At 39.4% G+C, this 15,469-nt stretch carries 13 protein-coding genes; all 13 read right to left on the reverse strand.

Going from position 1 to position 15,469, the window contains the following annotated elements; genetic code table 11:
* Position 1: 1 nt before the first annotated feature.
* The 13 genes from rplV to rpoB all read right to left on the reverse strand — a co-directional run bounded on the left by rplV (position 2) and on the right by rpoB (position 15,418).
* Positions 2 to 403, reverse strand: a complete 402-nt coding sequence (gene rplV, locus AWN68_RS11595) for a 50S ribosomal protein L22 (RefSeq protein ID WP_068415639.1) — start codon at positions 401 to 403, stop codon at positions 2 to 4.
* Entirely contained in the window at positions 403 to 681 is a 279-nt protein-coding gene (rpsS, locus tag AWN68_RS11600) for a 30S ribosomal protein S19 (protein WP_068415642.1), read from the reverse strand. The genes rplV and rpsS overlap by 1 nt, the downstream gene beginning before the upstream one ends.
* 3 nt (positions 682 to 684) lie before the next feature.
* Positions 685 to 1,515 (reverse strand): 50S ribosomal protein L2, encoded by an 831-nt coding sequence (rplB, locus tag AWN68_RS11605; protein ID WP_068415645.1) that lies wholly within the window; start codon positions 1,513 to 1,515, stop codon positions 685 to 687.
* 10 nt (positions 1,516 to 1,525) lie between these two features.
* Positions 1,526 to 1,813 carry a 50S ribosomal protein L23 gene (gene rplW / locus AWN68_RS11610; protein ID WP_068415647.1) on the reverse strand — a complete coding sequence of 96 codons (288 nt, stop codon included), beginning with the start codon at positions 1,811 to 1,813 and terminating at the stop codon, positions 1,526 to 1,528.
* Between the two features lie 6 nt (positions 1,814 to 1,819).
* Positions 1,820 to 2,446: a 50S ribosomal protein L4 gene (gene rplD, locus AWN68_RS11615; protein ID WP_068415649.1), complete on the reverse strand. Its 627-nt coding sequence runs from the start codon at positions 2,444 to 2,446 to the stop codon at positions 1,820 to 1,822.
* Positions 2,447 to 2,450: 4 nt separating this feature from the next.
* Positions 2,451 to 3,083 (reverse strand): 50S ribosomal protein L3, encoded by a 633-nt coding sequence (gene rplC, locus AWN68_RS11620; RefSeq protein ID WP_068415653.1) that lies wholly within the window; start codon positions 3,081 to 3,083, stop codon positions 2,451 to 2,453.
* 212 nt (positions 3,084 to 3,295) lie between these two features.
* Complete coding sequence (rpsJ, locus tag AWN68_RS11625) at positions 3,296 to 3,601, reverse strand: 30S ribosomal protein S10 (RefSeq protein WP_053222934.1); 306 nt, start codon at positions 3,599 to 3,601, stop codon at positions 3,296 to 3,298.
* A gap of 18 nt (positions 3,602 to 3,619) precedes the next feature.
* Complete coding sequence (fusA, locus tag AWN68_RS11630) at positions 3,620 to 5,719, reverse strand: elongation factor G (RefSeq protein WP_068415656.1); 2,100 nt, start codon at positions 5,717 to 5,719, stop codon at positions 3,620 to 3,622.
* Between the two features lie 13 nt (positions 5,720 to 5,732).
* Positions 5,733 to 6,200 carry a 30S ribosomal protein S7 gene (gene rpsG / locus AWN68_RS11635; RefSeq protein ID WP_068415659.1) on the reverse strand — a complete coding sequence of 156 codons (468 nt, stop codon included), beginning with the start codon at positions 6,198 to 6,200 and terminating at the stop codon, positions 5,733 to 5,735.
* Positions 6,201 to 6,212: 12 nt separating this feature from the next.
* On the reverse strand, positions 6,213 to 6,596 hold the full coding sequence (gene rpsL / locus AWN68_RS11640) for a 30S ribosomal protein S12 (RefSeq protein WP_068415662.1): 384 nt from the start codon (positions 6,594 to 6,596) through the stop codon (positions 6,213 to 6,215).
* A gap of 266 nt (positions 6,597 to 6,862) precedes the next feature.
* Positions 6,863 to 7,186: a DUF3467 domain-containing protein gene (locus tag AWN68_RS11645; RefSeq protein ID WP_068415664.1), complete on the reverse strand. Its 324-nt coding sequence runs from the start codon at positions 7,184 to 7,186 to the stop codon at positions 6,863 to 6,865.
* 3 nt (positions 7,187 to 7,189) lie between these two features.
* Entirely contained in the window at positions 7,190 to 11,503 is a 4,314-nt protein-coding gene (gene rpoC / locus AWN68_RS11650) for a DNA-directed RNA polymerase subunit beta' (RefSeq protein ID WP_068415666.1), read from the reverse strand.
* A 42-nt stretch (positions 11,504 to 11,545) separates the two neighbouring features.
* Positions 11,546 to 15,418: a DNA-directed RNA polymerase subunit beta gene (gene rpoB / locus AWN68_RS11655; protein WP_068415668.1), complete on the reverse strand. Its 3,873-nt coding sequence runs from the start codon at positions 15,416 to 15,418 to the stop codon at positions 11,546 to 11,548.
* Positions 15,419 to 15,469: the final 51 nt, after the last annotated feature.

Raw genomic sequence — 15,469 nt, forward strand, 5'->3', positions numbered from 1 at the left:
CTTAATTAGCAGTTTCGTTAGTGACTTCTTCCTCCTTACCAGCGGTAACCTTAGTAGATGCTTTTTTAGAATCTACAATTAGTGTTACGTGGTTAGATCTTTTTCTTATTCTATGTGCTCTTCCTTGTGGAGCTGGTCTTAATCTTTTTAAGATTCTTCCACCATCCACACGGATTTCTTTGATCATAAGATCTGCATCTTCTAATCTTTCGTCTTCGTTTTTAGCGATCCAGTTAGATACAGCTGATCTCAAGAGTTTCTCAAGACGTGCTGCTCCTTCTTTAGGCTCAAACTTCAAAAGGTTCAAAGCTCTGTCTACACGCTGGCCTCTGATTAAATCAGCCACCATTCTCATTTTACGAGCAGATGTAGGTACATTATTTAACTTAGCTACAGCTTCCATTATCTTCTACCTTTATCTTTTTTAGCAATGTGACCACGGAAATTTCTAGTTGGTGAAAATTCACCCATTTTATGTCCGACCATGTTTTCTGTTACAAAAACTGGGATAAACTTATTTCCATTATGTACAGCGAATGTATGCCCAATAAAATCTGGGGCTATCATTGATCTTCTGGACCAAGTCTTAATTACAGACTTCTTACCAGACTCTTCCATAGCCTCTACTTTATTGGCTAAACGAAAATCGATATATGGTCCTTTTTTTAACGAACGTGCCATGTTTTACTTCTTCTTTTTACCAATGATCAAACGATTCGAGTATTTCTTAGGTGTTCTGGTTTTCAAACCTTTAGCAGGCAATCCTTTTCTCGATCTAGGATGTCCACCTGAAGATTTACCTTCACCACCACCCATTGGGTGATCGACTGGGTTCATTACCACACCTCTTACTCTTGGTCTTCTTCCTAACCATCTATTTCTACCTGCTTTACCAAGTACAACGTTCATGTGCTCTGCGTTTCCTACGGCACCAATGGTGGCCATACAAGTAGTAAGAACGTTTCTCATTTCGCCAGAAGGCAATTTAAGAGTTGCATACTTACCTTCACGCGCTACAATCTGAGCGTACGCTCCAGCACTTCTCGACATTGAGGCTCCTTTACCAGGTTTCAATTCGATATTGTGAATGATTGTACCCATTGGGACTTTAGAAAGAGGCATTGCGTTACCTACCTCAGGTGCAACACCCTCGCCAGATACTACAACTTGCCCTACTTCTAATCCTTTAGGAGCAATGATATATCTTTTCTCTCCATCTGCATAAAACAACAAGGCAATTCTTGCTGAACGCGTTGGATCATATTCAATTGATTTGACTGTAGCTGGTACATCAAATTTCTCTCTCTTGAAATCAACAATTCTGAGTTTTTGCTTGTGACCACCACCCATGTAGCGCATAGTCATTTTCCCAGTATTGTTACGTCCACCAGACCTCTTAGAAGGAACGGTTAACGATTTCTCAGGAGCACTTTTCTTAACAGTTACTTCTGCAAAGTCAGGAGCCATTCTATGTCTGGTTCCCGGAGTCATTGGTCTTAGTTTTCTAACGCCCATTATTCTCTATTTAAATGCCGCTATAAAAATCAATAACATCACCCTCAGCAACTGTTACAATTGCTTTCTTGAATGCATTGGTTTGACCTTGTACTACTCTAGACTTTGTCATTCTAGATTTGGTCTTACCACTATATCTCATGGTGTTAACATCTTCCACGGTCACACCGTACATCTGTTCAACAGCCACTTTGATTTCTATTTTGTTGGCTTTGTAGTCTACAACAAATCCGTACTTACCCTTTTCGTTCAAGGCTGATACTTTTTCGGTAACTAAAGGTTTTTTAAGAACACTCATTTTCTGTTACTTCAATAAGTTTTCAATAATTTCAACTGAGCTTTCACTCAAAAGCAAGCTTTCAGCATTCAGCACATCATAAGTATTCAATGCGTTTGCTGTAATCACTTTAGTATTCTGGATATTTCTTCCAGATAAAAGAACATTAGTATCATGTTCACCTACAACGATAAGAGTCTTCTTACCAGACAATGACAAACCGTCAATCATCTTTTTATACTCTTTAGTTCTAGGAGCATTGAAAGTAAAGTCTTCCAAAATCAAAAGATTGTTATCTTTTGCCTTGTATGCTAAAGCTGATTTACGAGCTAAAACTTTAAGTTTTTTATTCAACTTGAAGTGATAATCTCTTGGTTCAGGACCGAATACTCTACCACCGCCTCTAAAGACTGGTGATTTAATACTGCCAGCTCTCGCTGTACCTGTACCTTTTTGCTTTTTAATTTTTCTGGTAGAACCAGCAATCTCAGCTCTCTGCTTCGACTTGTGCGTTCCTTGTCTTTGGTTAGCCAAGTACTGCTTTACGTCTAAGTAAATCGCGTGATCATTCGGTTCAATACCGAAGATGTCGCCTGAAAGCGTTACTTTTCTTCCAGTGTCTTCGCCACTATTTTTTAGTACTGCAATCTCCATCTTCTTATTTCTCTAGGATTACGGTTGAATTTTTCGCACCAGGAATAGATCCACTGATTACAATCAGGTTCTTTTCTGGCACCACTTTCATTACGCGCAGGTTGATTACTGTCACTCTATCTCCACCAGTTCTTCCAGCCATACGAGTACCTTTAAATACTCTTGCAGGGTAAGAAGCTCCACCAACGGAACCAGGTGCTCTCAATCTGTTGTGCTGACCGTGTGTTGCTTGTCCAACTCCACCAAATCCGTGTCTTTTTACAACACCTTGAAAACCTTTACCTTTTGAAGTACCCACAGCATCAACAAAATCGCCTTCTTTGAAGACATCGCCTACAACGATTTCGTTACCTAATGCTACTTGACCTTCAAATTCTTCGCGAAAATTTCGGAACTCAACAACAGCTTTCTTTGGAGTAGTATTCGCCTTAGCGAAGTGACCCTTCAAAGCTTTAGGAGTGTTTTTCTCCTTGCGCTCTCCAAAAGCAAGCTGTACAGCTGTATACCCGTCTGTTCCCTCATTTTTTACTTGCGTTATTACGCAAGGACCAGCCTCTATCACTGTGCATGCGACACTACGTCCATCGGCACTGTAAATGCTAGTCATTCCGATTTTTTTTCCGATTATTCCAGACATCTTTTTAATTCATTATGACCCTCATAAATCCGAGGCTCCCGTGAAACGGATTGCAAAGATAGAGAATTAATTTTCTGCTACAAACTCTAGATTTGAAATTTCGATAATATATTCACTCAATTTCAAGTCGTTAATACCGACTAGCTTTCTTTGCATAAAAAAGAGGCTCACCAAAAGGCCAGCCTCTTATATTCTGTATCTTAATTAAGTACTTATACTTTGATCTCAACGTCAACACCACTCGGAAGCTCAAGCTTCATAAGAGCATCAACAGTTTTAGCACTGCTAGAATAAATATCTACCAATCGCTTGTAAGTACAAAGTTGAAATTGCTCACGCGCTTTTTTGTTTACGTGTGGAGATTTCAATACTGTAAATTTCTCTTTTACTGTTGGTAACGGAATTGGCCCGCTAACAATAGCGCCAGTTGTCTTTACAGCTCTTACGATTTTCTCTGATGACTTATCCACCAAGTTGTGATCGTATGACTTTAATTTGATTCTTATCTTCTGTGTCATTATTCTAAAATTTACAGATTATTCTCCTTTGGATTTTTTGATCACTTCTTCTGCAATGCCATTAGGCACGATGTCATAATGTGAGAATGTCAAAGCAGCCGTAGCACGACCAGAAGACATTGTTCTCAAATCAGTAACATAACCGAAAAGTTCAGAAAGTGGAACGTTGGCTTTTACTACAGTAGAAGTACCTTTCGTATCCATACCTTTCATCATACCTCTTCTTCTGTTCAAGTCACCAGTAATAGAACCCGTATACTCATCAGGTGTAACTACATCTACTGACATGATTGGCTCCAATATTTTTGGACCTGCTTGTTTACCAGCAGCTTTAAAGCCCATTCTGGCAGCAAGTTCAAAAGAAAGTGCATCTGAATCCACATCGTGGAATGATCCGTGGAATAATCTCACTTTCATGTCCTCAACAGGATACCCAGCCAAAGGTCCATTCTTCATTGCTGAAACAAAACCTTTTTCGATAGCGGGAATAAATTCCTTAGGAATAATACCACCTACAATTTTGTTTTCAAACTGCAATCCTTTACCAACGAAATCCTCGTCCTTTGGACCAATTTCGAAAGAGATATCGGCAAATTTACCTCTACCACCAGACTGCTTTTTGTAAACTTCTTTGTGTTCAACCGACTTAGTAAGTGCTTCTTTGTAAGCCACCTGAGGAGCTCCTTGATTCACTTCCACTTTGAATTCTCTTCTCATACGGTCCATGATGATGTCTAGGTGAAGCTCACCCATACCTCTTAGAATCGTTTGACCAGTTTCTTCGTCAGTGTTTACTGTCAATGTTGGATCTTCTTCCACTAGTTTGGCAATTGCCATACCTAGTTTATCTACGTCTGCCTGAGTTTTTGGCTCAATAGCATAACCAATTACTGGCTCAGGGAAATCCATTGATTCAAGAACAATCTTGTGTTTCTCGTCACAAAGCGTATCTCCTGTTTTAATATCCTTAAAACCTACAACAGCAGCGATATCACCAGCTTGTAGCTGATCAATAGCGTTTTGCTTGTTTGCATGCATTTGGAAGATTCTAGAGATACGCTCTTTCTTTCCTGTTCTTGTATTGAATACATAAGAACCTGAATCAAGTGTACCTGCATATGATCTAACGAAACACAAACGACCTACAAATGGATCAGTAGCAATCTTAAATGCCAAAGCAGTAAACGGCTCTGTTGAAGATGGCTTTCTGAAAGTAGGCTCTTCTGTATCTGGGTCTATCCCTTCTACACTCTCTCTATCAAGAGGAGAAGGAAGTAACTCCATCACATAGTTCAACATTGACTGAACACCTTTATTCTTAAAGGCAGAACCACACAACATTGGAACAAAAGCTAAATCGATAGTCGCAGCTCTCAAAGCTTTGATAATTTCATCTTTAGAGATCGACTGTGGATCTTCGAAATACTTTTCTAAAAGTGTTTCGTCATATTCAGCAACCGCCTCTAATAAATACTCTCTGTATTCTGCTACTTCCTCAAGCATATCTGCAGGAATTTCGATTTCGTTATAGGTCATCCCCATATCTTCCTCATTCCATACGATAGCCTTATTCTCTACCAAATCAACAACACCTCTAAAGGTATCTTCTGCTCCGATAGGCAATTGAAGAGGAACAGCTTTAGTACCCAACATTTCTTTCACCTGCTTACACACGTTCAAGAAGTCAGCACCAGACCTGTCCATTTTATTAACGAATCCTAGACGTGAAACTTTATAGTTATCAGCTAATCTCCAGTTAGTTTCTGATTGAGGCTCAACACCATCAACAGCAGAAAACAAAAACACCAAACCATCAAGAACTCTTAGGGAACGGTTTACCTCTACGGTAAAATCTACGTGACCTGGAGTATCAATAATGTTGATGTGATATTGTTCGTCTTTGTATGGCCAGAATACAGTAGTAGCAGCAGAGGTAATTGTAATCCCTCTTTCTTGCTCCTGCTCCATCCAGTCCATTGTAGCTGCACCATCGTGAACCTCACCAAGTTTGTGAGAAACACCTGTGTAGTACAAAACTCTTTCGGTAGTCGTTGTTTTACCCGCATCAATGTGCGCAGCGATACCGATATTTCTTGTTAATCTTAAATCTCTTGCCATTTTATTCTAGGAATTAAAATCTAAAGTGAGAGAATGCCTTGTTTGCATCGGCCATTCTGTGAGTGTCGTCTTTCTTCTTTACGGCAGCCCCTTCTCCTTTTGATGCAGCAAGAATTTCGGCAGCCAAACGGTCCCTCATTGTCTTCTCACCTCTTTTTCTAGAAAAAGAAATCATCCACTTGATCCCCAGTGAAGTTTTTCTAGCCGGCCTCACTTCAGTTGGTACCTGAAATGTTGCTCCACCTACTCTACGGCTTTTTACTTCGACTGAAGGCATGATGTTAGTCAATGCTTTCTTCCAAGTCTCAAGACCATTCTCACCACCTTTCTTTTCAACGATCTCGATCGCATCATAGAAAATGTTGTAGGCAATACTCTTCTTCCCGTCTACCATTAAGTAGTTCACAAACTTTGTTACCAAAGTATCATGGAACTTAGGGTCAGGAAGAATATATCTCTTCTTTGGTTTAGCTTTTCTCATTTTATAAAAATTCTATTTTTTAGCTGCTTTAGGGCGTTTTGCGCCATATTTTGATCTACGTTGAGTACGACCACTCACACCTGCGGTATCTAATGCACCTCTAATGATGTGGTATCTTACACCTGGAAGATCTTTTACTCTTCCTCCTCTAATCAAGACGATTGAGTGTTCTTGAAGATTGTGACCTTCACCTGGGATGTATGCGTTTACCTCCTTACCGTTAGTCAACCTTACTCTTGCTACTTTTCTCATAGCTGAGTTTGGCTTCTTAGGCGTGGTAGTGTAAACCCTTGTACAAACCCCTCTTCTTTGCGGGCAGCTATCCAGTGCAGGAGATTTTGACTTAGAAGTCAATTTCTTTCTGCCCTTTCTTACTAGTTGTTGTATAGTAGGCATTTACAATTATTTTTTAGATTTTATTTCCCTATGTACAAATTTAGGATTGCAAAGGTAACAAAAGAAGTTCTCAGAACAAACACATCAGATTAAATATAATCAAACATGTAACTTCCTAAGTTCCAACTTAAAGTACTCCTTACTATTCCTACCATAGAATGACTAAAAAGCTCATTCCAGTCGACTCTTTTCAAAGTCAAGTTTTACCTAAAAAGCCCCAATCTCTCGAAAGGGGCTTTTATTAAATATTTAAAAGTATATACACATTAAGCCTCTCCTATTGTGCCACCAAAATTCATTGGGAATTTTGGTGCTTCTTCGGATTGGGTAATGGTACCAAAATGATTCTCGAATTTATCGATGTTATCTTTTAGTGCCATCAACAGCCTCTTGGCATGTTCTGGTGTAATGATAATTCTAGATTTCACCTTCGCCTTTGGTACACCCGGCATCATTTTGATAAAATCAATCACAAATTCGCTGTTCGAATGTGCGATCATCGCCAAGTTCACATACTGACCTTCCGCCACTTCTTCGGAAAGCTCAATATTGATTTGGTTCAGATTCTTTTGATCTTTATCCTCAGCCATGGCCTAGTACTCTACTTCTTGTTCTTCTGATTCTGATCTATTGTAAGCTGCCTTTGCTGCCTGCAATCTTTCGTAAGCTTCTTTATTTCCAACGATAAGGTCTTCGTATTCTCTCAAACCTGTACCTGCCGGAATCAAGTGACCCACAATTACATTTTCCTTCAAGCCTTTTAAATGATCTGCTTTACCTCTAATTGAGGCTTCACTTAGCACTTTAGTAGTCTCTTGGAATGATGCGGCAGAAATAAAACTTTCAGTTCCTAATGAAGCTTGAGTGATACCTTGAAGTTTCGGTTGTGAAACTGCAGGTTGTGCATCTCTTACTTCTACCACTTTCATGTCCTTTCTTCTCAAAGAAGAGTTTTCATCTCTTAACTGACGAGGAGTAACAATCTGACCTGGTTTTAGGTTTGAAGAATCACCTGCTTCAGCTACTACCTTCATGTCTAGCATTGCATCATTCTCTTCTCTGAAGAGGAATTTATCAACCACTTGACCTGGAAGGAAACTAGTGTCACCGGCATCCATGATCTCAACCTTCTGCATCATTTGCTTCACGATTACTTCGATGTGCTTATCATTTATCTTCACACCTTGTAATCGATATACTTCCTGAATTTCATTCACTAAATATTCTTGAACCGCTGTTGGCCCTTGAATATTCAAAATGTCATTTGGAGTAATAGCACCATCAGATAGAGAGTAACCAGCTCTTACAAAGTCATTGTCTTGTACAAGAATGTGCTTAGACAATGGCACCATGTATTTCTTCTTCACGCCATCTTTAGATTCGATGAAGATTTCTCGGTTACCTCTCTTAATTCCACCGTAAGTAACAACACCGTCAATTTCTGACACTACTGCTGGGTTAGATGGGTTTCTAGCTTCAAACAATTCCGTTACTCTTGGTAGACCCCCAGTAATATCTCGAGATTTACCCATTGTTCTAGGGATTTTTGCAAGTGGCTGACCCACTTTAACTTTATCACCAGCATCTACTGCCAAGTGAGCTCCCACTGGAATGTTATAGGCTTTAGTATCGTTTTTAGAGTTTACAACAACCGCTGGGTTTTTAGTCTTATCTCTGGTGTCAGTGATAACTTTTTCCCTGTGCCCTGTTTGCTCATCAAACTCCTCTTTAAATGTAATACCTTCTTCAATGGCATCGAATTCTACTTTACCATCGAATTCTGAAAGGATTACAGCATTGTATGGATCCCACTTACAAAGTTGCTGACCTTTTTCCACCTTATCTCCTTCTTTAACATCAAGAGTTGCTCCGTAAGGAACATGGTTTGAGATCACTACTTTGTTAGTTTTTGGGTCAACGATCTGGATTTCACCAGTACGCCCCATTACCATTTCTATTTTGTTACCATCGTTGTCAGTAGTTGGAAGTGATCTAAGTTCTTCGAACTTAATTACACCATCAAACTTAGCTTTAACTGTTGCATCAACTGCAATGTTAGAAGCTGTACCCCCAACGTGGAATGTTCTCAATGTAAGCTGAGTTCCTGGCTCACCAATTGACTGCGCAGCAATTACACCTACAGCCTCGCCTTTTTGTACCATGTTAGAAGTAGATAAGTTTCTACCATAACATTTCGCACAAATACCACGCTTGGTTTCGCAAGTCAAAACAGATCTGATTTCTACATCATCAATAGCAGTCTGATCAATACGATCTGTAATTTCTTCTGTAAACTCTTCTCCAGCTGAGATTATTAATTCCTCAGAGATTGGATCAAAAATATCATGAACAGAAACTCTACCTAAAATTCTTTCAGATAAAGATTCAACCACATCTTCGTTGTCTTTCAAAGCAGATACTGTTAAACCTCTTAAGGTTCCGCAATCTTCTTCGTTAACAACAGCATCTTGCGCTACATCTACCAAACGTCTAGTCAAGTAACCAGCATCGGCAGTTTTAAGTGCTGTATCGGCCAAACCTTTACGAGCACCGTGAGTAGAGATAAAGTACTCAAGTACATCTAGTCCTTCCTTAAAGTTAGATAGAATTGGGTTTTCAATAATGGCTCCTACAGAACCGGCAAGGTTCTTTTGTGGTTTTGCCATCAAACCTCTCATACCACCTAGCTGACGAATTTGCTCTCTTGAACCTCTGGCTCCAGAGTGCATCATCATATAGATAGAGTTGAAGCCTTGGTTATCTTCTTCCATCTCGTTCATCAAGTCATTGGTCAACTTAGTGTTAACCCTTGTCCAGATGTCGATAACTTGGTTGTAACGTTCGTTATCAGTAATTAGCCCCATAAGGTAGTTTTGCCATACAGCTTCCACTTCGTCCTTAGCACCTAATACTAATTCTTCTTTATGTTCTGGAATGTGAATATCATTCAATCCCATTGAAAGACCCCCTTTGTATGCCATTTGGAAACCAAGTTCTTTGATATCATCAAGGAATTGGGCTGTTCTGGCCACACCAGAAATAGCGAATACACTAGCAATAATCTTTTGAAGCTTCTTCTTCGTCAATAACTCATTCACATAACCTACCTCAGTAGGTACAGCTTGGTTAAATAGAATACGACCAGCAACAGTTTCGATCACCTTATCAACTAAGACTTCTCCTTCTCTTACTTGGGTCTTCACATGAATGTAAGCGTGCTTAGACACTTTACCTTCATTCATTGCTATAATCACCTCTTCGGAACTATAGAAACGCATTCCTTCGCCATCTACTTTGAAATCTTCAGTAGACCTTCTGCCTTTGGTTACATAATACAGCCCCAAAACCATGTCTTGAGAAGGTACAGTTACCGGAGCTCCGTTGGCTGGGTTAAGAATGTTGTGAGAAGAAAGCATTAGCGTTGAGGCTTCCAATACTGCTTCGTGCCCTAGTGGTACGTGAACAGCCATTTGGTCACCATCAAAATCAGCGTTAAATGCTGTACATACTAATGGGTGCAATTGAATTGCTTTTCCTTCAATCAATTTTGGTTGGAAAGCCTGGATACCCAACCTGTGCAATGTAGGAGCACGGTTAAGCAATACAGGGTGTCCTTTCAATACGTTCTCAAGGATATCCCAAACCACAGGATCTTTACGATCTACTATTTTCTTGGCAGACTTCACCGTCTTAACAATACCTCTCTCAATCAGTTTTCTGATAATGAATGGTTTGAAAAGCTCGGCAGCCATATTCTTTGGCAAACCACATTCGTGAAGTTTCAACTCTGGTCCTACTACAATTACAGAACGACCTGAGTAATCTACCCTTTTTCCTAGCAAGTTCTGACGGAAACGTCCTTGCTTACCTTTAAGCATATCACTCAAAGATTTCAAAGCTCTGTTACCATCTGAACGCACAGCATTTACTTTTCTCGAGTTATCGAAAAGAGAATCTACTGCTTCCTGAAGCATCCTTTTTTCGTTACGAAGGATCACTTCTGGTGCTTTAATATCAATTAATCTCTTAAGACGGTTATTTCTAATAATAACCCTTCTGTAAAGATCATTCAAATCTGATGTTGCAAAACGGCCACCATCTAGAGGGACTAACGGTCTCAATTCTGGCGGAATTACAGGTACCATTTTGATAATCATCCACTGAGGACGGTTCTCAATTCTAGTCCTTGCATCACGGAAGGCTTCAACAACTTTCAACCTTTTTAAAGCTTCTGCTTTTCTTTGTTGAGAAGTATCTGTTGCAGCTTGGTGACGAAGTGCATAAGAAAGTTCGTCAAGATCAATTCTTGCCAAAAGCATCTCCAAAGCATCAGCACCCATCTTAGCGATGAATTTCTGTGGATCTTCATCATCCAACATTTGATTTTCTCTTGGAAGTTTATCTAGAATATCTAGATACTCATCTTCAGTCAAGAAATCCATGTAGGCGATTCCATCCTCTTCTTTCATTCCCGCTTGAATTACTACATAACGCTCGTAGTAAATAATTTGATCAAGCTTTTTAGTAGGAAGACCAAGAAGGTAACCAATCTTGTTAGGTAACGATTTGAAGTACCAAATATGTGCTACAGGTACTACCAATTCGATATGGCCCATGCGCTCTCTTCTTACCTTTTTCTCGGTAACTTCAACCCCACATCTATCGCAGATAATACCTTTATATCTGATTCTTTTATATTTCCCACAATGACATTCCCAATCCTTTACAGGCCCGAATATTCTTTCACAGAATAAACCGCCCATTTCTGGCTTGTATGTTCTATAGTTTATCGTTTCCGGTTGTGTAACCTCACCATGAGAACTCTCAAGGATTGATTCCGGAGAAGCCAAGCTTATAGTGACTTTATTAAAGTCATTGTTAAGTTTTCTATTCTTTTTAAATGCCATAGCTTTTGTATTCTAATTTATAGGCCTAAGCCCGTTTAAGAATTAGTCAAGTGTAATTTCAAGTGCCAAACCTCTAAGTTCATGAACCAATACGTTGAATGATTCAGGAATATTTGGTTTAGGAATATTCTCGCCTTTCACGATGGCTTCGTAGGCTTTCGCTCTACCAATCACGTCATCAGATTTAACGGTTAGAATTTCCTGTAACACATGAGATGCGCCAAAGGCCTCAAGAGCCCAAACCTCCATCTCACCAAAACGCTGACCACCAAACTGGGCTTTACCACCCAATGGTTGTTGAGTAATGAGAGAGTAAGGTCCGATAGAACGCGCGTGCATTTTATCGTCAACCAAGTGACCAAGTTTCAGCATGTAAGCAATACCTACTGTAACTGGTTGGTCAAATTTTACACCAGACAAACCATCGTATAGATAAGCACGACCAGCATCTGGCAATCCAGCCTCAGCTAATTCTGCTTGAACTTCTTCCATGGTAGCGCCATCAAAAATTGGAGTAGCATATTTTCTACCCAATTCCAATCCAGCCCATGCCAATACAGTTTCGTATATCTGACCAATGTTCATCCTTGAAGGTACACCCAGTGGATTCAATACAATATCCATTGGAGTTCCATCCTCTAGGAATGGCATATCTTCTTCTCTAACAATTCTGGCTACAACACCTTTATTACCGTGACGACCCGCCATTTTATCACCTACTTTAAGCTTACGCTTTTTAGCGATGTAGACTTTGGCCAATTGTACGATACCTGTTGGTAATTCATCACCTACTTCGATTGTGAAACGCTTACGTTTGAATTCGCCCGCAATTTCATTTCTCTTCAGTTGGTAATTTTTAACCATACGAACGATAATCTTGTTGGTCTTATCGTCAGTAGTCCAGTTATCAAGGTTCAAGTCGGAAATTAAGTTAACCTCTTCTTGAACGTTGTAGTTACTTTCGTCTCTGTATATATTCTTCTCAGGGAATATGTTTTCAGTAATATTGGTTTTGTTGAATTTCACTCCTTTCGAAATGACTTCATCACCAAATTTATGTTTTACTCCTTGAGAAGTTTTCCCTTGTAGTAAAGAGAAGATTTTGTCAATCATTTCATTTCTCACAACAGTCAAATCTTTACTGTACTGAGCTTTCAATGTCAAGACTTCTTTCTTCGACTTTTCTCTAAGGTCTTTGTCTTTCTTAGGTCTTGTAAACAACTTAGTGTCAATTACTACACCTTGAAGTGAAGGAGATGCTTTCAATGATGCATCTTTTACGTCACCCGCTTTGTCTCCGAAAATGGCTCTTAAAAGCTTCTCTTCTGGAGTTGGATCTGTTTCACCTTTAGGGGTAATCTTACCAATTAGAATATCTCCTTCTTTGATTTCAGCTCCTACTCTGATGATACCATTCTCATCAAGGTTTTTCACTGCTTCCTCACTTACGTTAGGAATCTCAGAAGTCAATTCTTCTTCACCTCTTTTTGTATCTCTTACTTCAAGTTCGTATTCATCGATGTGAATTGAGGTGAACACGTCATCTCTTACCACTCTCTCAGAAATTACAATTGCATCCTCAAAGTTATATCCTTGCCAAGGCATGTAAGCTACTCTTAGGTTTTTACCTAAGGCCAACTCTCCATTTTGTGTAGAATATCCTTCGCAAAGCATTTGACCTTTTACAACTTTATCACCTTTCAATACGATTGGTGTAAGGTTAATAGAAGTGTCTTGGTTAGTTCTTCTAAACTTGATCAATTTGTACGTTTTGTACTCATTGTAAAAGTTCACCAACTCGTCTTCAGGACTTTGTTCGTACTTGATGATAATTTTATCAGCATCAACATAATGTACAACGCCTGTTCCTTCTGCAATAACTAGCATTCTAGAATCTCTAGCAGCTCTACCTTCCAAACCAGTTCCAACAATAGGAGCTTCTGGCTTCAATAAAGGCACCGCCTGACGTTGCATGTTTGATCCCATCAAGGCTCTGTTCGCATCATCATGTTCCAAGAAAGGAATTAATGAAGCCGCAACAGAAACAATCTGGTTAGGGGCAACATCCATGTAAGTAAGCTCTTTCGGCTCCACCACAGGGAAGTCTCCTTCAAACCTAGCTTTTACTTTATCATTCACGAAAATCCCTTTGTCATCCAAAGGCGCATTCGCCTGTGCAATATTGTGGGTATCTTCTTCTTCGGCAGTGAGGTAAACTACGTCCTCAGACATGTTCACTTTACTTTCTTTCACTTTTCTATAAGGAGTCTCAATGAATCCCATGCTGTTAATCTTAGCATGTACACATAGAGATGAAATCAAACCAATGTTTGGTCCCTCTGGCGTTTCAATGGTACAAAGACGTCCATAATGTGTATAGTGAACATCTCGTACCTCAAAACCGGCTCTTTCTCTTGAAAGACCACCTGGCCCTAAGGCTGATAATCTCCTTTTGTGAGTAATCTCGGCCAATGGATTCGTTTGATCCATAAACTGAGAAAGTTGGTTCGTTCCAAAGAACGAGTTGATCACAGAAGAAAGTGTTCTTGCATTAATAAGGTCTACAGGTTTGAAGTCCTCATTATCACGAACGTTCATTCTTTCTTTGATCGTTCTAGCCATTCTAGCTAAACCAACACCGAACTGAGCATATAATTGCTCCCCTACTGTTCTAACCCTTCTGTTCGATAAGTGGTCAATATCATCCACTACAGCTTTAGAGTTAATCAACCCGATCAAATACTTCACAATTGAAATAATATCCTGAGTAGTTAACACTCTCTTATCAAAAGAGATGTCCAAACCGAGTTTCTTGTTAATTCTATATCTACCTACTTCTCCTAGATCGTATCTCTTATCGGAGAAGAAAAGACTTTGAATAATATCTCTTGCAGTTTGCTCATCTGGCGCCTCAGTATTTCTCAACTGACGGTAGATTTGCTCTACTGCCTCTTTTTCAGAGTTAGAGTTATCCTTTGAAAGCGTATTATATATAATAGTGTAATCTGCAATGTTGATATCCTCACGGTGAAGGATAATTGAGTCAACACCCGATTCAAGGATCATTTCTACATCATCCTCACTCAAAACAGAGTCACGCTCCAACAACACTTCGTTTCTATCAATAGATACTACTTCTCCAGTATCTTCATCCACGAAATCTTCAATCCAAGTTTTAAGAACTCGAGCTGCAAGTTTTCTACCTACACCTTTCTTAAGCTGAGCTTTGTTGGCTTTAACTTCTTCAGATAAACCGAACAAGTCAAGAATATCTTTATCTGTACCATAACCGATAGCTCTTAAAAGCGTGGTTACAGGGAATTTCTTTTTACGGTCAATGTAAGCGTACATCACGCTGTTGACGTCAGTCGCAAATTCAATCCAAGATCCTTTGAAAGGAATAATTCGGGCAGAATATAAAGCTGTACCATTGGTATGCTTGCTTTGCGCAAAGAACACACCAGGAGATCTGTGTAATTGAGAAACAATTACTCTTTCGGCACCATTTACCACGAATGACCCTTTGATGGTCATGTAAGGAATATTTCCTAAGAATACTTCTTGTTCGATGGTTTCAAAATCCTCGTGATCTGCATCATTACATGTTAGACGAAGTTTTGCTTTTAATGGAACGGAATAGGTAAGTCCTCTATCAATACACTCTTCAACAGAGTATTTTGGAGGATCAACCAAGTAATCAATGAACTCTAATACAAAGTTATCTCGTGAATCAGAAATAGGGAAATTTTCTGAAAATACTTTGAAAAGGCCATCTTGAGTCCTTTTTTCAGCAGGAGTTTCAAGCTGAAAAAAATCTTCGAAAGACTTCACTTGTATGTCAAGAAAATCAGGATAATCAAGAACTGATTTAATTGAAGAAAAACTTATTCTTTCTGTTTGAATTGCGTTAGCCAAGGCCGTAATATTTTAGTTTAAACCAAGAATAATTTTTGCACTCGAAGCGTA

This window comes from Roseivirga echinicomitans (assembly GCF_001592935.1).
GTDB classification, from domain to species: domain Bacteria; phylum Bacteroidota; class Bacteroidia; order Cytophagales; family Cyclobacteriaceae; genus Roseivirga; species Roseivirga echinicomitans.